19 protein-coding genes are annotated in these 18,789 nt (G+C 74.0%); 12 read left to right on the plus strand and 7 right to left on the minus strand.

What is annotated here, in order from left to right; translation table 11 throughout:
* Positions 1 to 7: 7 nt before the first annotated feature.
* On the minus strand, positions 8 to 643 hold the full coding sequence (locus AB0O01_RS14705) for a TIGR03085 family metal-binding protein (protein ID WP_365313361.1): 636 nt from the start codon (positions 641 to 643) through the stop codon (positions 8 to 10).
* Between the two features lie 140 nt (positions 644 to 783).
* On the opposite strand from AB0O01_RS14705, the gene hisI reads away from it, so the two are divergent.
* The 11 genes from hisI (at position 784) to lgt (ending at position 10,182) form a co-directional block, all read left to right on the plus strand.
* Positions 784 to 1,311 (plus strand): phosphoribosyl-AMP cyclohydrolase, encoded by a 528-nt coding sequence (gene hisI, locus AB0O01_RS14710; RefSeq protein ID WP_365313363.1) that lies wholly within the window; start codon positions 784 to 786, stop codon positions 1,309 to 1,311.
* 11 nt (positions 1,312 to 1,322) lie between these two features.
* Entirely contained in the window at positions 1,323 to 2,801 is a 1,479-nt protein-coding gene (locus tag AB0O01_RS14715) for an anthranilate synthase component I (RefSeq protein WP_365313364.1), read from the plus strand.
* Positions 2,802 to 2,853: 52 nt separating this feature from the next.
* Positions 2,854 to 3,507: a TIGR02234 family membrane protein gene (locus AB0O01_RS14720; protein WP_365313366.1), complete on the plus strand. Its 654-nt coding sequence runs from the start codon at positions 2,854 to 2,856 to the stop codon at positions 3,505 to 3,507.
* Positions 3,508 to 3,686: 179 nt separating this feature from the next.
* Positions 3,687 to 3,968 carry an HGxxPAAW family protein gene (locus AB0O01_RS14725; RefSeq protein WP_365313368.1) on the plus strand — a complete coding sequence of 94 codons (282 nt, stop codon included), beginning with the start codon at positions 3,687 to 3,689 and terminating at the stop codon, positions 3,966 to 3,968.
* A 216-nt stretch (positions 3,969 to 4,184) separates the two neighbouring features.
* Entirely contained in the window at positions 4,185 to 4,622 is a 438-nt protein-coding gene (locus AB0O01_RS14730; protein ID WP_365313755.1) for a DUF2752 domain-containing protein, read from the plus strand.
* 161 nt (positions 4,623 to 4,783) lie between these two features.
* Positions 4,784 to 5,593 carry an indole-3-glycerol phosphate synthase TrpC gene (trpC, locus tag AB0O01_RS14735; RefSeq protein ID WP_365313369.1) on the plus strand — a complete coding sequence of 270 codons (810 nt, stop codon included), beginning with the start codon at positions 4,784 to 4,786 and terminating at the stop codon, positions 5,591 to 5,593.
* Positions 5,594 to 5,614: 21 nt separating this feature from the next.
* Positions 5,615 to 5,833: a tryptophan synthase subunit(beta) gene (locus AB0O01_RS14740; RefSeq protein ID WP_365313371.1), complete on the plus strand. Its 219-nt coding sequence runs from the start codon at positions 5,615 to 5,617 to the stop codon at positions 5,831 to 5,833.
* Between the two features lie 78 nt (positions 5,834 to 5,911).
* Complete coding sequence (trpB, locus tag AB0O01_RS14745) at positions 5,912 to 7,195, plus strand: tryptophan synthase subunit beta (RefSeq protein ID WP_365313372.1); 1,284 nt, start codon at positions 5,912 to 5,914, stop codon at positions 7,193 to 7,195.
* Positions 7,192 to 8,007, plus strand: a complete 816-nt coding sequence (gene trpA / locus AB0O01_RS14750) for a tryptophan synthase subunit alpha (protein WP_365313374.1) — start codon at positions 7,192 to 7,194, stop codon at positions 8,005 to 8,007. The genes trpB and trpA overlap by 4 nt, the downstream gene beginning before the upstream one ends.
* 130 nt (positions 8,008 to 8,137) lie before the next feature.
* Complete coding sequence (locus tag AB0O01_RS14755) at positions 8,138 to 8,947, plus strand: thioredoxin domain-containing protein (RefSeq protein WP_365313375.1); 810 nt, start codon at positions 8,138 to 8,140, stop codon at positions 8,945 to 8,947.
* A 212-nt stretch (positions 8,948 to 9,159) separates the two neighbouring features.
* Positions 9,160 to 10,182, plus strand: coding sequence for a prolipoprotein diacylglyceryl transferase (gene lgt / locus AB0O01_RS14760; protein ID WP_365313376.1), 1,023 nt, complete (start codon positions 9,160 to 9,162; stop codon positions 10,180 to 10,182).
* A 66-nt stretch (positions 10,183 to 10,248) separates the two neighbouring features.
* Here lgt and AB0O01_RS14765 read toward each other — a convergent pair whose 3' ends face one another.
* The 6 genes from AB0O01_RS14765 to AB0O01_RS14790 all read right to left on the minus strand — a co-directional run bounded on the left by AB0O01_RS14765 (position 10,249) and on the right by AB0O01_RS14790 (position 17,481).
* Positions 10,249 to 11,088, minus strand: a complete 840-nt coding sequence (locus tag AB0O01_RS14765) for a CoA ester lyase (RefSeq protein ID WP_365313378.1) — start codon at positions 11,086 to 11,088, stop codon at positions 10,249 to 10,251.
* A complete protein-coding gene (locus tag AB0O01_RS14770; RefSeq protein WP_365313379.1) occupies positions 11,085 to 12,314 on the minus strand; it encodes a CoA transferase in 1,230 nt (409 codons plus the stop codon). The genes AB0O01_RS14765 and AB0O01_RS14770 overlap by 4 nt, the downstream gene beginning before the upstream one ends.
* Positions 12,315 to 12,327: 13 nt before the next feature.
* A complete protein-coding gene (locus AB0O01_RS14775; protein WP_365313381.1) occupies positions 12,328 to 13,731 on the minus strand; it encodes an ADP-ribosylglycohydrolase family protein in 1,404 nt (467 codons plus the stop codon).
* Positions 13,719 to 14,951, minus strand: coding sequence for an ADP-ribosylglycohydrolase family protein (locus AB0O01_RS14780; RefSeq protein ID WP_365313756.1), 1,233 nt, complete (start codon positions 14,949 to 14,951; stop codon positions 13,719 to 13,721). Before AB0O01_RS14780 ends, AB0O01_RS14775 begins: the two co-directional genes overlap by 13 nt.
* A gap of 83 nt (positions 14,952 to 15,034) precedes the next feature.
* Positions 15,035 to 16,321 (minus strand): ADP-ribosylglycohydrolase family protein, encoded by a 1,287-nt coding sequence (locus AB0O01_RS14785; protein WP_365313382.1) that lies wholly within the window; start codon positions 16,319 to 16,321, stop codon positions 15,035 to 15,037.
* A complete protein-coding gene (locus AB0O01_RS14790) occupies positions 16,318 to 17,481 on the minus strand; it encodes an ADP-ribosylglycohydrolase family protein (protein WP_365313384.1) in 1,164 nt (387 codons plus the stop codon). Before AB0O01_RS14790 ends, AB0O01_RS14785 begins: the two co-directional genes overlap by 4 nt.
* Positions 17,482 to 17,768: 287 nt before the next feature.
* On the opposite strand from AB0O01_RS14790, the gene AB0O01_RS14795 reads away from it, so the two are divergent.
* A complete protein-coding gene (locus AB0O01_RS14795; protein WP_365313386.1) occupies positions 17,769 to 18,500 on the plus strand; it encodes a VIT1/CCC1 transporter family protein in 732 nt (243 codons plus the stop codon).
* Positions 18,501 to 18,789: the final 289 nt, after the last annotated feature.

The raw sequence follows: 18,789 nt of genomic DNA on the forward strand, positions 1-18,789 counted from the left end.
GGGCCGCTCAGATCCCGAGCTGCTTGGCCTCGCGGAGCTTCGCGATGGCGTTCTCGTCGCCCTCCAGCGCCACCTTGGCCGCGCTCTGCCGCCCGTAGGCGAAGAGCAGCAGCTCGGAGGGGTCGCCCGTGACGGTGACCACCGGGGCGCCGCGGTGGGCGATGGCCGTCTGGCCGTCCGGACGGCGCAGCACCAGCCCCGTGGGCGCGGTCCGGCCCATCAGCCGGGCCATCCGCTCCAGCCGGGACCACAGGGCGTCCTGGAAGACGCTGTCCAGCTCCCGGGTCGTCCAGTCCGGCTGCGCGCGGCGCACGTCCTCGGTGTGGACATAGAACTCGACGGTGTTGGACGCCTCGTCGATCTGCTTGAGGTTGAAGGGCGAGAAGCGGGGCGGGCCGGTCCGGATGAGCTGGATCAGCTCCTCGTACGGCTTCGCCGCGAACTCCTCCATCACCTTGTCCAGGCGGGACGCGAGCTGCTTGATCAGGATGCCCCCGGCGGCGTCCGGGCGGCGCTCGCGCACCACCACGTGCGCCGCCAGGTCCCGGGTGGTCCAGCCCTCGCACAGGGTGGGGGCTTCCGGACCGGTGGTCTCCAAGAGATCGGCGAGGAGGAGCCGTTCACGCTTGGCAAAGGTCGACATGGATTCACCCTACGACCGCGCACCGGCTCCGCCCAGCGGACGGCGGCCACCGGGGCGTACCGGGGGCACCACGCCGGGTGGCTGTCCGGTCACCGGACAGCGATCCGGCGTTGTCGGTGCCCCGCGGCACAATGGCAGGCATGACCAGTACGCCGTCCCCCAGCGGGTCCCGTGGGCCCAGCGGTCTCGACCCCGAGATCGCCGCCCGCCTCAAGCGCAGCGCGGACGGGCTCCTGCCCGCCATCGCCCAGCAGTACGACACCGGCGAGGTGCTGATGCTGGGCTGGATGGACGACGAGGCGCTGCACCGCACCCTGACCACCGGCCGCTGCACCTACTGGTCGCGCAGCCGCGGCGAGTACTGGGTCAAGGGGGACACCTCCGGTCATGTCCAGTGGGTGAAGTCGGTCGCGCTGGACTGCGACGCCGACACGGTCCTGGTGCGGGTCGACCAGGTGGGCGCGGCCTGCCACACGGGCGCGCGGACCTGCTTCGACGCGGACGTGCTCCTCAAGGACGCCCCCGACGCCGCCCCCGGCACCTCCCCCGATGCCGTCCCCGGTACCGCGCCCGATGCCGTCCCCGGTACGTCTCCCGGCACCGCGCCCGATAGCCTCCCCGGCACCGCCCCCGGCGCCGGTTCCGGCGTCTCGGCCGCGGGTCAGTAGGGTCGGCCGCCATGGACCTCGACATCTTCCGCAAGCTCGCCACCGACCGCCGGGTCATCCCCGTCACCCGCAAGCTCCTGGCCGACGGCGACACCCCGGTCGCCCTCTACCGCAAGCTCGCCGCCGAACGCCCCGGCACCTTCCTGCTGGAGTCCGCGGAGAACGGCCGCTCCTGGTCCCGCTACTCCTTCGTCGGCGTCCGCAGCGCCGCCACCCTCACCGAGCGTGACGGCCGCACCCACTGGCTCGGCACCCCGCCGGTCGGCGTCCCCGTCGACGGCGACCCGCTCGCCGCCCTGCGCGCCACCATCGAGGCCCTGCACACCCCCCACCAGGAGGGCCTGCCGCCCTTCACCGGCGGCATGGTCGGCTACCTCGGCTACGACATCGTGCGCCGCCTGGAGAAGATCGGCCCCGGTGAGCGCGACGACCTCCGGCTGCCCGAGCTGACCATGCTGCTGACCAGCGATCTCGCCGTGATGGACCACTGGGAGGGCTCGGTCCTGCTGATCGCCAACGCGATCAACCACAACGACACCGACACCGGCGTCGACGAGGCGTACACGGACGCCGTCGCCCGGCTCGACGCCATGGAGGCCGACCTCACCCGCGCGGTCGCCCAGCCGCCCGCCGTCCTGCCGCCCTCGGAGCTGCCCGAGTACACCGCCCTGTGGGGCGGCCCCGACTTCCGGGCGGCCGTCGAGGACATCAAGGAGCGCATCCGCGCCGGGGAGGCCTTCCAGGTGGTCCCCTCCCAGCGCTTCGAGACCCCCTGCACGGCGAGCGCCCTCGACGTCTACCGGGTGCTGCGCGCCACCAACCCGTCGCCGTACATGTACCTCTTCCGCTTCGACGGCTTCGACGTCGTCGGCTCCAGCCCCGAGGCCCTGGTCAAGGTCGAGGACGGCCGGGCCATGGTCCACCCCATCGCCGGGACCCGGCACCGGGGCGCCACCCCGCAGGAGGACCAGGCCCTCGCCGAGGAACTCCTCGCCGACCCCAAGGAGCGCGCCGAGCACCTGATGCTGGTCGACCTCGGCCGCAACGACCTGGGGCGGGTCTGCGAGCCCGGCTCGGTCGAGGTGGTCGACTTCATGTCCGTCGAGCGCTACTCGCACGTGATGCACATCGTGTCCACCGTCACCGGCCGCGTCGCGACCGGACGCACCGCCTTCGACGTGCTCACCGCCTGCTTCCCCGCGGGCACCCTCTCCGGCGCCCCCAAGCCCCGCGCGATGCAGATCATCGACGAACTCGAACCCTCCCGGCGCGGGCTGTACGGCGGCGCCGTCGGCTATCTCGACTTCGCCGGGGACTCCGACACCGCCATCGCGATCCGTACCGCCCTGCTCCGCGAGGGCACCGCGTACGTCCAGGCGGGCGCCGGGATCGTCGCCGACTCCGACCCGGTGGCCGAGGACATGGAGTGCCGCAACAAGGCCGCGGCGGTGCTCCGCGCGGTCCACACGGCGAACCGGCTGGCGCGATAGGGCGCTTCTCACGTGAACCCCGGGTGACACGACCCGGGGTGGGGGAGCGATAGTGGAACACGTGACTGCTGTTCCTCAACCCCGCACCGTGAGTGTCGGCGCCCTCCGGGCCGGCCGGCTCAGTCTCGGTCTCGCCCTGCTGTTCGGCGCGCTCGGCGCCGCCGTGGCGCTGCTGGCCACCCGGCAGGAGTGGTCCGCGGGCACCGCGACCGTCGCCGGCGGCGACTTCCCGCTGACCGCCTCCGGCAGCGATGTCACGGGCGTCCCCGCGGCGCTGGCCATAGTCGGCCTCGCCGCCATGGTCGCCGTCTTCGCCGTCCGCCGTGCCGGGCGCTACGCCGTCGCCGGGCTCCTCGCCCTGTCCGGCGCCGGGACCGTCGCCGCCGCCCTGCTCGGCGCGTCCGACTCCGCCGCGCTCGACGAGAAGGCCGCCGAGGCGTCCGGCAACACCGCCGCCACCGTCGACTCCCTCAGCCACACCGCCTGGCCCTACGTAGCCGCCGTGGGCGGCGCGCTGCTGCTGCTGGCCGGGCTCCTCGCCCTGCGCTACGGCCGGATGTGGCCCGCCATGTCGGGCCGCTACGAGCGCGGCACCGGCCCCCGCGCCCCGCACCGCGCCCCCCCGCCCGTCGACCCCGACCGGCCCGAGGACCTCTGGAAGGCCCTGGACCGCGGCGAGGACCCGACCAACGGCGACCGGCCCTAGGACTGTCGACCCGAGCCGAAGGTCCCGATGTGGCGAACGGGACACGATCCGGGCCCACCCCCGCTCACACCGCGCCCGGCCGTGCGGGACAATGACACGAGAGCGTCGGGCTCGACGCCCCCACCCCACCCCACCCCGCACGACGATCAGCCACGCGGACAGCACACGAGGAGCAAGCAATGGCGGACAGCAGCCACGGTCACACCCCGGCCGCATGGACGGGTGTCAGCATCGCCTTCATCGGATTCTGCGTGGCGGGCGTCTTCATGGTGGCCGACAACCCGCTCGGCTTCTGGGGCGGCATGGCCGTCATCGTCCTCGGCGGCGTGGTGGGCGGCATCATGCGCGCCCTGGGCATGGGCCTGCCCAAGCAGGAGCCGCTCAAGATGGTGCAGACCGGCACCGGCACCGGCACCGCCCAGCGCGTGGTGACCCGCGAGCCGGTCGCCGCCGAAGGCTGACCACCACCCACGACACGCCGTACGACACGCCGAGCGGGCACGCCGTACGGCCCCCCAAGGGGCGGCCCCTTCCCGGGCCGCCCCTTGGTGCGTCCCACCGCCCCGCGCGGCACAATGCCAGACGTGACCGCCGACACCCCGCCCACGACCCCGGCACCCGCACCGGCCACCCCCACCCCCATGGGCACCCCCATGGGCACCCCCATGGGCACCCCCATGGGCACCCCCATGGGCACCCCCATGGGTCCGGCCCCCGCTTCCCCCGCCCGGCGCCTGGCCACCCCCCTGGGGCTGGCCGCGGGACTCGCCGCCGCCTTCGCCTACGTCGCCGCCGTCGACCCCAATGAACCCGGGCACTACCCCGCCTGCCCCCTGCTCCGGTACGCCGGTCTGTACTGCCCCGGCTGCGGCGGGCTGCGCAGTGCTCACGCGGTGGCCCACGGTGACCTCGCCGCCGCCTTCCAGGCCAACGCGGCGGCCGTGCTCGGCTACGCCTTCTTCGCCGTCGTGTGGACCGTCTGGGTGGTTCGCGCGGCGCGGGGGCGGCCGATGCGGGTCGATCCGCATCCGGCCTGGCTGTGGGCGGCGGGCGCCGCACTGCTGGTCTTCACGGTTGTCCGGAACCTGCCGTTCGGTGGCTGGTTGCATCCTTGATCATCCACCGTTGGTCCAGGTAGTGGGACCGGCGTCAACCGGATTCGGGGCCTACGCCCCGCTGCGGATACCATCGCAATGACCATCGGTTTCCGTCCGCAGGCCGCACCGGCCACGGACGGGGACCGGAGCCCGAGACCGTCTGGAAGGGGGCCGCTCGCGTGAGTGTGCTCGACGAGATCATCGACGGAGTCCGTGCCGACCTCGCGGAGCGGCAGGCACGCGTCAGCCTCGACGAGCTGAAGGAGCGCGCGGCGAAGGCCCCGGTGGCCCGGGACGGCGTGGCCGCGCTCCGCGGCGAGGGCGTCAAGGTCATCTGCGAGGTCAAGCGCTCCAGCCCGTCCAAGGGCGCGCTGGCCGCCATCGCCGACCCGGCCGGGCTCGCCGCCGACTACGAGGCGGGCGGCGCGGCCGTCATCTCCGTCCTCACCGAACAGCGCCGCTTCGGCGGCTCCCTCGCCGACCTGGAGGCGGTCCGCGCGCGGGTGGACATCCCCGTCCTGCGCAAGGACTTCATCGTCACCTCGTACCAGCTCTGGGAGGCCCGCGCGTACGGTGCCGATCTCGCGTTGCTGATCGTCGCCGCCCTCGACCAGCCCGCCCTGGAGTCGCTGATCGAGCGCGCCGAGTCCATCGGCCTCACCCCGCTGGTGGAGGTGCACGACGAGGACGAGGTCGAGCGCGCGGTCGACGCGGGCGCGAAGATCATCGGGATCAACGCCCGCAACCTCAAGACCCTGGACGTGGACCGCGGCACCTTCGAGCGGGTCGCCCCCGAGGTCCCGGCGGGCCTGGTCAAGGTCGCCGAGTCGGGCGTGCGCGGCCCCCACGACCTGATCGCCTACGCCAACGCCGGGGCCGACGCCGTCCTGGTCGGCGAGTCCCTGGTCACCGGCAAGGACCCCAAGTCCGCCGTCGCCGACCTGGTGGCCGCCGGCGAGCACCCCGCGCTGCGGCACGGCCGCGGCTGAGCGCCCGCTAGGCTGACGCCGATGACTCCCCCCGCGACGACCGTGGACCGCCACGCCCGCCTGGCCCGAGGCTGCCGCCCCTGCGGCTGCCGCGCGCCCGCGCGCCGCGTCCACGGCCGCCGGGTGCGGTACGTCATCGGCGACGAACCGGGCCAGGTGAACGGCCGCCGATGGCAGCGCCCCTCTCTGGGGCGCTGGGGGTACCCCCTCTGGGGGAGGAACTGCGCGACCGGCCACTGACGGCCCGCAGCCGGTACGACCCCCTCGCCCCCACGGCGCTTAGCGATCTTTTCCACGCACTCTCCGTGAGGATTCCGCATGCCCAGCGACTACTTCATCCCCGACCCCGACGGTCACCTCCCCAGCGCCGAGGGCTACTTCGGCGCGTTCGGCGGCAAGTTCATCCCGGAGGCCCTCGTCGCCGCGGTCGACGAGGTCGCCGTCGAGTTCGACAAGGCCAAGGACGACCCCGAGTTCGCCCGCGAACTGGACGACCTGCTCGTCCACTACACCGGCCGCCCCTCCGCGCTGACCGAGGTGCCCCGGTTCGCCGAGCACGCCGGGGGAGCCCGTGTCTTCCTCAAGCGCGAGGACCTCAACCACACCGGCTCCCACAAGATCAACAACGTGCTCGGCCAGGCCCTGCTCACCCGCCGGATGGGCAAGACCCGGGTCATCGCCGAGACCGGCGCCGGACAGCACGGCGTGGCCACCGCCACCGCCTGCGCGCTCTTCGGCCTCGACTGCACCATCTACATGGGCGAGATCGACACCCAGCGCCAGGCCCTGAACGTGGCCCGGATGCGGATGCTCGGCGCCGAGGTCGTCGCCGTGAAGTCCGGCAGCCGCACCCTCAAGGACGCCATCAACGAGGCGTTCCGCGACTGGGTCGCCAACGTCGACCACACCCACTACCTCTTCGGCACGGTCGCCGGACCCCACCCCTTCCCCGCCATGGTCCGCGACTTCCACCGGGTCATCGGCGTCGAGGCCCGCCGCCAGATCCTGGAGCGCGCCGGACGGCTCCCGGACGCCGCCGTCGCCTGTGTCGGCGGCGGCTCCAACGCCATCGGCCTCTTCCACGCCTTCATCCCCGACGAGGGCGTCCGCCTCATCGGCTGCGAGCCCGCCGGACACGGCGTCGACACCGGCGAGCACGCGGCGACCCTCACCGCCGGGGAGCCCGGCATCCTGCACGGCTCCCGCTCCTACGTCCTCCAGGACGACGAGGGCCAGATCACCGAGCCCTACTCGATCTCCGCCGGGCTGGACTACCCCGGCGTCGGCCCCGAGCACTCCTACCTCCGCGACAGCGGACGCGGCGAGTACCGCGCGGTCACCGACGACGCCGCCATGCAGGCCCTGCGGCTGCTGTCCCGCACCGAGGGGATCATCCCGGCCATCGAGAGCGCCCACGCCCTCGCCGGGGCCCTGGAGGTCGGCCGGGAACTGGGCGAGGACGGCCTGATCCTCGTCAACCTCTCCGGCCGCGGCGACAAGGACATGGACACCGCCGCCCGCTACTTCGGGCTGTACGACACCGACGCCGAGGTGGCCGCCGACGCCGCCGCCACCGCCGAGATCGAGGGGGACGCCCGATGAGCGGGAACATCCAGTTGCTGTCGGACACCCTCGCCGCCGCGAAGGCCGAGGGCCGCGCCGCGCTCATCGCCTACCTCCCGGCCGGGTTCCCGACCGTGGACGGCGGGATCGAGGCGGTCAGGGCCGTCCTCGACGGGGGCGCGGACATCGTGGAGGTCGGGCTGCCGCACAGCGACCCCGTCCTCGACGGCCCCGTCATCCAGACCGCCGACGACATCGCCCTGCGCGGCGGGGTGCGGATCGCCGATGTGCTGCGCACGGTCCGCGAGGCCCATGCCGCCACCGGCAGCCCGATCCTCGTCATGACGTACTGGAACCCCATCGACCGCTACGGCGTCGAGCGGTTCACCGCCGAACTGGCGGAGGCGGGCGGCGCGGGCTGCATCCTGCCCGATCTGCCGGTCCAGGAGTCCGCGCTGTGGCGCGAGCACGCCGAGAAGCACGCTCTGGCGACCGTCTTCGTGGTGGCGCCCAGCAGCAGGGACGCACGGCTCGCCGAGATCACCGCGGCGGGCAGCGGCTTCGTCTACGCCGCCTCCCTGATGGGGGTCACCGGCACCCGGGAGTCGGTCGGGGCGCAGGCCGAGGACCTGGTGCGGCGCACCCGCGCCACCACCGATCTGCCGGTCTGTGTCGGCCTCGGGGTCTCCAACGCCACCCAGGCCGCCGAGGTCGCCGGATTCGCCGACGGGGTGATCGTCGGCTCGGCCTTCGTCAAGCGGATGCTGGACGCCCCCGACCACCCGGCCGCCATCGCCGCGGTCCGGGACCTCGCCGGGGAACTGGCGAAGGGCGTGCGCGGACAGGCGTAGCCGGGCCGGTCCGCGCGCTGGAAGGCGCGGACATAACGCACATTTGGTATCAGTTGGTATCAGGATCACTCGAAAGGGTGGATCTGCGGGCGGGGAGGCGCTGGGCGCCTCCCCGGTTCGTTTCCGGGGTGTGAGCGAGAAGAATCGTGACGGAAAGCGCAGCGCCCGGGAGCGGCTGGCGGTCGAGCGCGAGAAGCAGAAGTCCGCGGACAAGCGCCGGCGGGCACTGATCATCGGCGCGAGTGTGGTCGGTGTCCTGGGGCTGACGGCCGTGATCGGCGTGGTCGCCGCGCAGGTGGGCAAGGACAGCGGCGGCAGCGCGGGCCCGGTGGTCGCCCCCTCCGGCGCCGAGGGTGAGGACAGCCTGGCCATTCCGGTCGGCCGGCAGAGCGCCAAGTCGACGCTCACCGTCTGGGAGGACTTCCGCTGCCCGGCCTGCAAGTCCTTCGAGACGACCTACCGCCAGACCATCCATGAGCTGACCGAGTCCGGGCAGCTCAAGGTCGAGTACCACCTGGCGACGATCATCGACGGCAACATGGGCGGCACCGGCTCCACCAAGGCCGCCAACGCCGCCGCGTGCGCCCAGGACGCCGGAAAGTTCACCGCGTACCACGATGTGCTCTACGACAACCAGCCCGCCGAGACCGACGACGCCTTCGCCGACAACGCCAAACTGATCGACCTGGCGCTGAACGTGGACGGGCTGGACACCCCCCGCTTCCGCACCTGTGTGCAGGACGGGACGCACGACGCCTGGGTGGACAAGTCCAACAAGGCGTTCACCAGCGGAAACTTCACCGGCACCCCGACCGTCCTGCTGAACGGCAAGAACATCTACCAGGACCAGTCCATGACCCCCGCCAAGCTCAAGGAGATGGTGCTGGAGGCGGACGGCGCGGCGGGATCCGAGGATTCGGAAGGCACCGAGGAGGGCTGACCGCCGCGACGAGGGGGCGGCGGCGACACCCCGACGGCGCTCCCGCCGCCTCTCCGCCGCCCACCCGTCACCGCCCCCCAGCTCCCTCCGCGCCCCTCCCCGCCACCCTCCCCAGCCGCCTTCGCGCCCCTCCCCGCCGCCCTCCCCGTTATGGACCCGTAGCCGGGCCGCCTGCCGTCCGGCCGGGTCGGCACGGTAGCGTCGTCCTTGCCATGGAACTTGCCTACATTCCCAGCCCGTCGCGCGGAGTGCTGTACCTCGGCCCCATTCCGCTGCGCGGCTACGCGCTCTGCATCATCGCCGGTGTCTTCGTGGCCGTCTGGCTCGGCAACCGGCGCTGGATCGCCCGCGGCGGCCGGGCCGGCACCGTGGCCGACATCGCGGTCTGGGCGGTGCCCTTCGGCCTCGTCGGCGGCCGGCTCTACCACGTGATCACGGACTACGAGCTGTACTTCAGCGAGGGCCGTGACTGGGTCGACGCTTTCAAGATCTGGGAGGGCGGCCTCGGTATCTGGGGCGCCATCGCGCTCGGCGCGGTCGGTGCCTGGATCGGCTGCCGCCGCCGGGGCATCCCGCTGCCCGCCTACGCCGACGCCGTCGCCCCCGGCATCGCCGTCGCCCAGGCCATCGGCCGCTGGGGCAACTGGTTCAACCAGGAGCTGTACGGCCGCGAGACCGATCTGCCGTGGGCCCTGCACATCACCTCCTCCGCCGACGGCCGGGTCCCCGGCTACTACCACCCGACGTTCCTGTACGAGTCGCTGTGGTGCATCGGCGTCGCCCTGCTGGTGATCTGGGCCGACCGGCGCTTCAAACTGGGCCACGGCCGGGCCTTCGCCCTGTATGTCGCCGCGTACTGCGCGGGCCGTTTCTGGATCGAGTACCTGCGCGTCGACGACGCCCACGAGATCCTCGGTCTGCGGCTGAACAACTGGACCGCGCTGTTCGTCTTCGTGCTCGCCGTGGTCTACATCGTCGTCTCGGCGAAGAAGCGGCCTGGGCGGGAGGAGATCGTCGAACCGGGCGCCTCGGACGGCGACGGGGACGGTACGGGGGCGGCTGTCGAGCCGGGCGGCTCCGCGGGCGGGAAGACCGACGCGGATGCGGACGCCGGGGCCGGGGCCGACAGCGGCAAGGGTTCCGGTGGTGCCGGGGATACCGGTGAATCCGGTGCCAAGGAAGAGGTCGGCGCGGATGCCTCCGGTGAGGGTGGCGCGGCGGCTGGGAAGAGCTGACGACGGGGTTGTCGTCGTAGTGCTGTGAAGGGCGTCCCGGGGTTTCCGGGGCGCCCTTCGGCGTGGTCAGGGGCGGTGGGCCTCGGCCAGGGACAGGGTGCGGTGGGCCAGGGCGAGGATCGCCGGGTCGATGAAGGTGCCGTCGGTCAGTGCCTGGGCGCCCGCGCACGCCGTGGCTGCCTCCACGATCACCGTCGCCTCCTCGATCTCCCGCGCGGTGGGCAGATAGGCCCGCTCGATGACCGGGAGCTGACGGGGGTGGATGGCGGCGCGGCCCAGGAAGCCCAGGGCGCGGCCGTGCGCGCAGGTCGCCGCCAGGGTGTCCAGATCGCGGATGTCGGGGTGGACCGACTGGGCCGGGGGCGGCAGCGCCGCCGCGCGGGCCGCCAGGACGGTCCGGGAGCGGGGCCAGTCCAGCGCGGTGTCGTCGGACACGCCCAGGTCGGCGCGGAGGTCGGCCTCGCCGAGGGAGATACCGGCCACGGCCGGGTGGGCGGTGGCGATGGCGTAGACGTGTTCGACACCGAGGGCGGATTCCAGGAGGGGGTGCAGGGGCGGCGGGGTGCGGTCGCCGCCCGTGGCGGTCTCGGCGACGGCGACGAGCTGCCGGGGGTCGGTGATCTTCGGCAGGCGCAGGCCCGACAGACCGCGCAGCGGGGCCAGCGTCTTGAGGTCGAGGGCGGCCCAGGGGCCGTCCAGGGCGTTCACCCGGACGTGCACCGGGACCGGCTGGGCGTCGGTGAGCCGGTCGGCGGTGGCGGCGCGGGCGTACTCCTTGCGGTCGGGGGCGACCGCGTCCTCCAGGTCGATGATGACGACATCGGCGTCGGTGGTGAGGGCCCTGGACACCCGGTCGGGGCGGTCACCGGGGACGTACAGCCAGGTCAGCGGGGGTGGTGAGGTCATACCGCGCCCTCCTCGCGCAGGGCGGTGATCTCCGCGGGGGTCAGGCCCAGTCCGGTCAGCACGGTGTCGGTGTCGGCGCCGTGCGGGCGGCCCGCCCAGCGGATCGCGCCGGGGGTGTCGGAGAGCCGGAAGAGGACGTTCTGCATCCGCAGCGGACCGAGGTCGGGGTCGTCCACGGTGGTGACGGTGTCCAGGGCCGCGTACTGCGGGTCGGTCATCACATCCCGTACGTCCTGGACGGGGGCGATGGCCGCCTCCGCCTTCTCGAAGGCGGCGAGCACCTCGTCGCGGGGGCGGGCGGCGATCCAGGAGCCGACCGCCTCGTCCAGGATCCCGGTGTGGCGGGCGCGGTCGGCGCCGCTGGCGAACCAGGGCTCCTCGATCAGCTCAGGGCGCCCGACCAGCCGCATCACCCGCTCGGCGACCGACTGGGCGGAGGTGGAGACGGCGACCCAGGTGCCGTCGGCGGTGCGGTAGGTGTTGCGGGGGGCGTTGTTCGCGGAGCGGTTGCCGGTGCGCCGCTGGACATGGCCGAGCTGGTCGTACCAGGTGGGGTGGGGGCCGAGAACGGTCAGGATCGGCTCGATCAGGGCCATGTCCACCACCTGCCCCTGACCGGTGCGGTCCCGGGCGGCCAGCGCGGTGAGGACGGCGTACGCGGTGGCCAGGCCCGCGATGGAGTCGGCGAGGCCGAAGGGCGGGAGCGTCGGGGGGCCGTCGGGTTCGCCGGTGATCGCGGCGAAGCCGCTCATGGCCTCGGCGAGGGTGCCGAAGCCGGGGCGGTGGGCGTAGGGGCCGAACTGGCCGAAGCCGGTGACGCGGGCGAGGACGAGGCGGGGGTTGGCGGCCGAGAGTTCCGGCCAGCCCAGGTCCCATTTCTCCAGGGTGCCGGGGCGGAAGTTCTCCACGATCACATCGGCGGAGGCGGCCAGGGAGAGGAGGGTGCGGCGGCCACCGGGCCGGGAGAGGTCGAGGGTGATGGTCCGCTTGTTGCGGCCGAGGAACTTCCACCACAGGCCGTGGCCGTCCTTGGCGGGGCCGTGGCCCCGGGACGGGTCGGGCTTGGCGGGGTGCTCCACCTTGATGACCTCGGCGCCGAAGTCACCGAGGAGGGTGGCGGCGAGGGGGCCGGCGAAGAGGGTGGCGAGATCGAGGACGCGCAGGCCGGAGAGGGCGGGGGTGGGGGGAGTGGGGGGTACGGGGGGCTGGTGGGGCTGGTGGGGCACGGGGGTGGCGCTCCTAGAGGGAGGTGACGGTGGCGGTGAGGTCCGCGAGGGTGTCGAAGCCGGTGCCGTGGAAGTCGCCCACGGAGGTGGCGAGGCGGTTCTTCAGGGGCGCGGTCCAGCGGTCGGGGAGCGCGGCGGGGGAACCGGCCAGCAGACCGGCGACGCTGCCCGCGGTCGCCCCGTTGGAGTCGGTGTCCCAGCCGCCGGACACCGCGCGGCAGATGGAGCCGGAGAAGTCACCGTCGGCGTGGGTGAGGGCGGCGGTGATCAGCGCGGTGTTGGGGATGGCGTGGACCCAGTGGTAGTGGGCGTGGCGGGTGTGGAGCGCATCCACCACGGAGTTGAAATCGGTGTGGGATCGGGCCAGTTCGAGGGCGTGGGTGATGGCCTCGGCCAGCCGGGAGCGGGGCGGGATCACCGTCAGGCCGGTGCGCAGACTGGTGTGGATGTCGGCGGTGCCGGTGGCGGCGGTGGCGATGGTGGCGGCGATGAACATGGCCGCGTAGACGCCGTTGGCGGTGTGGGTGAGGACGGCGTCGCGGTGGGCCGCGTCGGCGGCGGAACCGGGGTCGCCGGGGTGGGTCCAGCCGTGCACGTCGGCGCGGATCAGGGCGCCGATCCACTCCCGGAAGGGGTTGCGGTGGCGGGCGGTGTGCGGGGGTTCCACGCCGGTGAGGAGATTGCGGTAGGCGATGCGCTCGGCGGTGAAGGTGCGGCCGGCGGGGAGTTCGTCCAGCCAGAGCCGGGCCACGTCGGCGGTGGTGAAGGAGGGGCCGTGGCGCTGGAGGAGCAGGAGGTTGAGGAGGGGGTAGTTGAGGTCGTCGTCCTCGGGCATGCCGTCGATGTTCTCGGCGAGGGAGGTGGGGGCGGAGCGGCGGTTCCAGGGGTGGCGGGCGAGGAGGTCCTCCGGGACGCCCCGGGCGGTGAAGTAGCCGGTCAGGGGCCAGTTGCCGGTGGCGGCGGCGAGGGCGCGGATGCCGGTGAGGGGGAGTTTCTCGACGGGTTTGCCGAGGAGGCAGCCGACCGCGCGGCCGAGCCAGGCGGCGTGCAGACGGGAGCGGTGGGCGGGGCCGGGGATGGGGGCGGGGTGGGGTTGCAGGGGTCGTGGTCGGCTGAGGGCGGGGGAGGTGGTCGGGTGGGGGCGGGGGCGGCTGCGGTGGATCAGGTCCAGGTCCGTCGGCTCGTCGTCGGCCAGGGCGCTGGGCAGGTCGGCGAGTTCGTCCAGCAGGTCTTCCGCCAGCAGCCGCAGATAGCGGGACGGCCGGTCGGGGGAGGCGCCCGCGCGGTCCGGGGCCGGGGGGCCGCCCGCCGCCGCCCAGCGCTCGGCGATCCGGGCCGGTTCCCTGCCGTCCTGGGCGGCCTGGGCGAGTTCATGGCCGATCAGGTCCTCCGGCTGGACCCAGGTCAGGCGGAGCATACGGTGCCTTCCGGCGCGGTGGACGGCCGTGCGTCGCCCCGGCCCCGAGAGGTGCCGTCGTCCAGCGCGGCGAACGCCCGCTCATGGGCCCGGCGCCGCGCCACGTCCCGCACGAACACCTCGCGGGCGACGGCGGTGAGCGTACGGGCGGGTTCCCACAGGTCCAGTCGGCTGGCCTCGGCGACGGACGCGGCCCAGTCCCCGGGCGCGGGGGAGCCCAGGGCGCCGGCGAGGGCGCCCGCCATGGTGGCGATGGAGTCGCAGTCCCGGCCGTAGTTCACCGCACCCAGCACCGCCCGGCGGAAGTCCCCGCCCGCGACCAGCAGCATGCCCAGCGCGACGGGGAGTTCCTCGATGCTGTGCAGCCGGGAGGGGCGGCGGGCGCCGAGCGAGGGGGCGCGGTAGTCGGGGCCGACCGTGTCGTAGGGGGCGACGGCGGTGCGCAGCGGGATCAGCGCGGACTCGGTGTCCCGGTGGCGGGCGGCCTCCTCGCAGACCGCCTCGATCGCGGCCCGGGTGCCGTCCTTCGCGAGGGCGAGACAGGCGCCGATCACCGACTCCGGCGTCGCGCCGGGCGCGCAGGCCGCCGCCACGCCCGCCGCGAACACGGCCGCCGCCTCACGGCCGTACGACGACTGGTGGGCGCCCGCGATCTCCAGGGCCTCGGTGTACGCGCCCTCCGGGTGGGCCGCGTTGACCAGGCCGACCGGGGCCATGTACATCGCCGCACCGCAGTTGACGATATTACCGGTGCCCGCCTCGCGCGGGTCGGCGTGGCCGTAGTGGAGGCGGGCGACGAGCCATTTCTCGGCGAGGAAGATCCGCTGGAGGGGGAGCGCCTCGGCCTCCAGCTCCGGGATCCAGCGGGGCGTGGTCATGAGGTCCGGGACGAGGTGGTCGGTGATCGCGTACGCGTCCAGGTGGTCGCGGACGCGGTCGTAGACCCGGATCAGCGCGTGGGTCATCAGGGTGTCGTCGGTGACATGGCCATCGCCTTTGTGGTACGGGGCGATGGGGCGGGCGGTGCGCCAGTCGTCGCCGTTCCAGGGGCCGACGATGCCGTCGATCCGGCCGCCGTGGCGCGCCACGATCTGCTCGGGCGTGTAGCCCTCGACCGGGCCGCCGAGCGCGTCACCCACCGCCGCGCCGACCAGGGCGGCGGTGATGCGGTCCGCCAGGGACAGGGGGCAGGGGACCGGGTGGGGCGCGGGGTGGGGCATCGGGTGGGGGGACTGGTGGAGGGCCGGGCGGGGGACCTGGCCGGGGTCGGCGCTTTGGGGTTCTTCGGGCGTCATGCCCCCAATCATCCTCCTGGCGGGGGTGGTTGTACGGCTTCCAGGAGTTCGGCGAGTTCCACGAGATCGGTGCCGGTGAGGCGGGGCAGGGCGCAGCCGGAGAGGGTGCGGCAGGTGTCCCGCCAGGACGCCGGGATCGCGGCGCCCCCGCCGAGCGCGCCGGTCAGCGCCCCGGCGAGGGCGGGCGCGGAGTCGGCGACCCGGGACAGGCACGCGGCGGCGGGTACGGCGGCGGCGATCCGGCCGCGGGCGGCGGTGGCCAGGGCGAGGGCGACCGGGACGGTCTCGGCGGCGGCGATGCCGTAGCTGTAGACATGGTCGACGATCTGGTGCTCCAGGAGCGGGACGAGGGAGAAGGCGTCGTCGGCGGTGCGGGCGAGGTCGAGGGCGTGGCGGGCGTTGCGGCCGATCTCGGTGCCCTCGGGGAGTTCGGCGAGGGCGGCCCGTACGCAGGTGCCGACCGGCGCGCCGGTCAGGGCGAGGGAGACGGCGGCGGCCATCGCGCGGGCGCCGTGGACGCCGTCGCCGTCCTGGGTGTAGCGGGCGTCGAACTCGGCGAGGTCGGCGGCCTGTTCGGGGGCGCCGGGGTGGGCGACGGCCAGGACGCAGGCGCGGACGCAGGCGGCGTCGTCGAAGTAGTGCGGGTTGTCGTGGCCGGTGGCGGGCGGGCGCAGACCGGCGGCGAGATTGCCGAGTCCGGCCCGGACGGAGATCCGGGCGCGCAGGGGGAGGACGGCGGACTCGATCTCGGGCGCGCGGTCGGCCGCGGCGGCGACCTCGCTGGCCACGGCGTTCCAGGTGAGGTCGATGGCGGCGCGCATACGGCGGGCGCGGCTGAGGTCGCCGAGGGCGCTGTCGTCCCCGGCGCGCAGGACCGCCTCGGCGGCGAAGGCGGCCCATTCGGCGTCGTCGGAGGGGCCGAGGCGGAGGGGTTCGGGGGGCTGGTTGAGGGCGATGGGGACGGGGAGGGTGGTGGTCGCGTTGTGCTCGGCGAAGGTGTCGAGTTCGCGGGTGAGGCGGCGGGTCCACTCGGGCATGCGGGCGGCTCGGTGGCGGGCGGCGGGCCAGCCGGCGGCGTCGCCTGCGGCGAGGCCGAGGAGGAGGCCCTCCGCGCGGCGGGCGGGGTGGTGTTCCGGTTCGGCTGCGCCGTCGCCTCCCGGGTTCCCGGCCGCACCGCCCGTGGCGCTTGCGTCGCCGGGTGCGGGTGGCCCCTGGGGGGCGGGCCCGCCGTGGGCGGCCGACGGTGCGTGGTGGGGGCGGGCGCCGGTGTCGGCTGTCCAGGGGGCCGGGGTCATGCCACCACCTCCGGTGCGTTGCGGGGGGTCAGGGAGGGGAGGGGTGGTGGTTCTGCTGCGGTGGTTTCTGTGGTGCCGTGCGGGGTGGGGGACAGCAGGTCTGCCCCTCCGGTCGCCTCCTGGTGGCGGGGGGTCGGTGGATCGGTTGCCCCGGTCCCGTCCTGGACATCCGGCGTCAGCAGGTCCGCGACCTCCAGGACGTGGTGGCCCGCCATGGACGGGAGGCAGGTGCCCCGGGCCGGGCCGATGGCCGTGGCCCAGTCGGGCGGGATGGCCGAGAGGCCGTGCGTCGCGCCCGCCAGGGCGCCCGCCACCGCCGCCGTGGTGTCGGCGTCGCGGCCCATGTTGACGGCGGTCAGCACCGCCTCGCGGAAGTCGCCGTCGGCCGCCGCGTAGGCGCCGAAGGCGAGGGCGACGGCCTCGGGCGCGAGGTCGGTCCAGGGGTAGCCGCCGATGACGACGGCTGAGCGCACCGCGCGTTCGCCGCGGTGGGCGGCGGTGACCGCGCGGCGCAGGGAACGGGCCGTCCAGGAGTCGTCGGGGACGACGGCGAGCGCGGCGGCGACCACCGCGATGACGGAGGCACCGCCCATCGCGGCGGCGACCCCGGCGGCGACCGCCTGTCCGCCGTAGATGCCCTCGCCCTCGTGGCTGACCGCGCCGTCGATCGCGACCAGCCGGGCGGCCTCGGCGGGGCGGCCCGCGGCGAAGACGCCGAAGGGCGCCGCGCGCATCGCGAGCCCGTCGCTCCAGGCGTGCCGGTGCTGGGCGGAGATGGGCGCGGCCAGGCCCCGGCGGAGGTTCTCCAGAGTGCCCCGCTCGCTGAATCCGGCGCCCCGGAACGGGCCCTCCGCGCGGTCCGCGATCCAGGCGTGCCAGGCGGCCTCGGCGTGGGCCGGGGTGAGCGCGGAACCGTGCCGGGCGAGCAGCAGTCCGGAGAAGATCGCGTACTCGGTGTCGTCGGTCCCGGCGGGGCGGTCGACGACGTACCCGGTGATACGGCCCCAGCGGGCCCGGATCTCGGAGGGCTTCAGATTCTCCGCGGGGGCGCCGAGGGCGTCGCCGACGGCGAGTCCGAGCAGGGCGCCGCGCGCCCGCTCACGCAGTGCGGCGGCGTCACCGGGGGCCGGGACCGAGGGAACGCAGGCGATGGATGCCATGGCGGTCTCTCCTCTCGGGGCTGGCGGAATCCCTGCGGAACCCTCCGCGGAACCCACTTACGCAACCCATTTGCGGAAGTGTCCCCTGCCGTGTCCCCGGGGCAGCCTCCCGCGCCTCAGCATCACCCGGTCGACATGTGAGCAAGGGATTAATCGGATGAGCGGGAGAGGGTGAAAGCGCAGGTTAGGGCATGCTTTCCTTCCTGGCGGGAGGGGGTTTCGGGGGGTAGTCTGTAGAGCATCTAAGAATAGAAATAATCTAAAGTTGGTAGGGGCGGGGAACGGGCATGGCCATCATCGACACCGGGGCGGCACTCCACGCGGCGCATCGCGACAACCACACCCACCGCGATGTGAACGGCGGCTGGCTGCGGCCCGCCGTGTTCGGGGCGATGGACGGGCTGGTCTCCAACCTCGCCCTGATGACCGGTGTCGCGGGCGGTGCCGTCGGGCAGCAGGCCATCGTGCTGACCGGGCTGGCGGGGCTCGCCGCCGGTGCCTTCTCGATGGCCGCCGGGGAGTACACCTCGGTCGCCTCGCAGCGCGAGCTGGTGCAGGCGGAGCTGGAGGTCGAGCGGCGCCAGTTGCGCACGCACCCGCGGGCCGAGGAGGCCGAGCTGGCCCAACTGTACGAGACGCGGGGCGTGGAGCCCCGGCTCGCGGGCGAGGTCGCCCGGCAACTGTCCAGGGATCCCGAGCGGGCGCTGGAGATCCATGCCCGGGAGGAGCTGGGCGTCGACCCCGGCGAGCTGCCGTCGCCGCTGGTGGCCGCGGTGTCCAGCTTCGGTTCGTTCGCGCTGGGCGCGCTGCTGCCCGTCCTGCCGTATCTGCTGGGGGCGACCGCGCTGTGGCCGGCCGTGCTGCTGGCGCTCGCCGGGCTGTTCGTCTCCGGGGCGGTGGTGTCCCGGGTGACGGCGCGGACCTGGTGGTACAGCGGGCTGCGGCAGCTCGCGCTGGGCGGCGCCGCGGCCGGTGTGACGTACGCCCTGGGCGCTCTGTTCGGAACGGCGGTAGGGTAACGCGGCTGGAACGTATGCGTGGGACCGCATAGCCGGCCATTACTGCCTGGTTTCGGGCGAGTGACCACTGGGCATGAGCCGTAAGCGCCGTAGGCAATGAAGCCTGCGCACACCGGTGGGGTTGGCGACGACGCCCGCCCCCCTCCTCTCGGGCCGATGGACATCGATCTGTTCTCATCGGCCCCCGTGAAACTTCCGCCGCCGAGTGCGGTGTCGTGTGAATGTCGTGTACCCGCCACGGCGTCCGCATGTTGGAATGGCCTATCCGGTTCCCGAGAGCCGTCCCATC

Source organism: Streptomyces sp. NPDC093252 (genome assembly GCF_040683675.1).
GTDB lineage: Bacteria > Actinomycetota > Actinomycetes > Streptomycetales > Streptomycetaceae > Streptomyces.

Coding starts and splice junctions, on each gene's coding strand:
- AB0O01_RS14785 (WP_365313382.1), bottom strand. CDS start 16,321: ATGACCCCGGCCCCCTGGACAGCCGACACCGGCGCCCGCCCCCACCAC.
- AB0O01_RS14795 (WP_365313386.1), top strand. CDS start 17,769: ATGGCCATCATCGACACCGGGGCGGCACTCCACGCGGCGCATCGCGAC.
- trpB (WP_365313372.1), top strand. CDS start 5,912: ATGCCCAGCGACTACTTCATCCCCGACCCCGACGGTCACCTCCCCAGC.
- hisI (WP_365313363.1), top strand. CDS start 784: ATGACCAGTACGCCGTCCCCCAGCGGGTCCCGTGGGCCCAGCGGTCTC.
- AB0O01_RS14790 (WP_365313384.1), bottom strand. CDS start 17,481: ATGGCATCCATCGCCTGCGTTCCCTCGGTCCCGGCCCCCGGTGACGCC.
- AB0O01_RS14715 (WP_365313364.1), top strand. CDS start 1,323: ATGGACCTCGACATCTTCCGCAAGCTCGCCACCGACCGCCGGGTCATC.
- AB0O01_RS14725 (WP_365313368.1), top strand. CDS start 3,687: ATGGCGGACAGCAGCCACGGTCACACCCCGGCCGCATGGACGGGTGTC.
- AB0O01_RS14705 (WP_365313361.1), bottom strand. CDS start 643: ATGTCGACCTTTGCCAAGCGTGAACGGCTCCTCCTCGCCGATCTCTTG.
- AB0O01_RS14730 (WP_365313755.1), top strand. CDS start 4,185: ATGGGCACCCCCATGGGCACCCCCATGGGTCCGGCCCCCGCTTCCCCC.
- lgt (WP_365313376.1), top strand. CDS start 9,160: ATGGAACTTGCCTACATTCCCAGCCCGTCGCGCGGAGTGCTGTACCTC.
- AB0O01_RS14765 (WP_365313378.1), bottom strand. CDS start 11,088: ATGACCTCACCACCCCCGCTGACCTGGCTGTACGTCCCCGGTGACCGC.
- AB0O01_RS14775 (WP_365313381.1), bottom strand. CDS start 13,731: ATGCTCCGCCTGACCTGGGTCCAGCCGGAGGACCTGATCGGCCATGAA.
- AB0O01_RS14740 (WP_365313371.1), top strand. CDS start 5,615: ATGACTCCCCCCGCGACGACCGTGGACCGCCACGCCCGCCTGGCCCGA.
- trpA (WP_365313374.1), top strand. CDS start 7,192: ATGAGCGGGAACATCCAGTTGCTGTCGGACACCCTCGCCGCCGCGAAG.
- AB0O01_RS14780 (WP_365313756.1), bottom strand. CDS start 14,951: ATGCCCCACCCCGCGCCCCACCCGGTCCCCTGCCCCCTGTCCCTGGCG.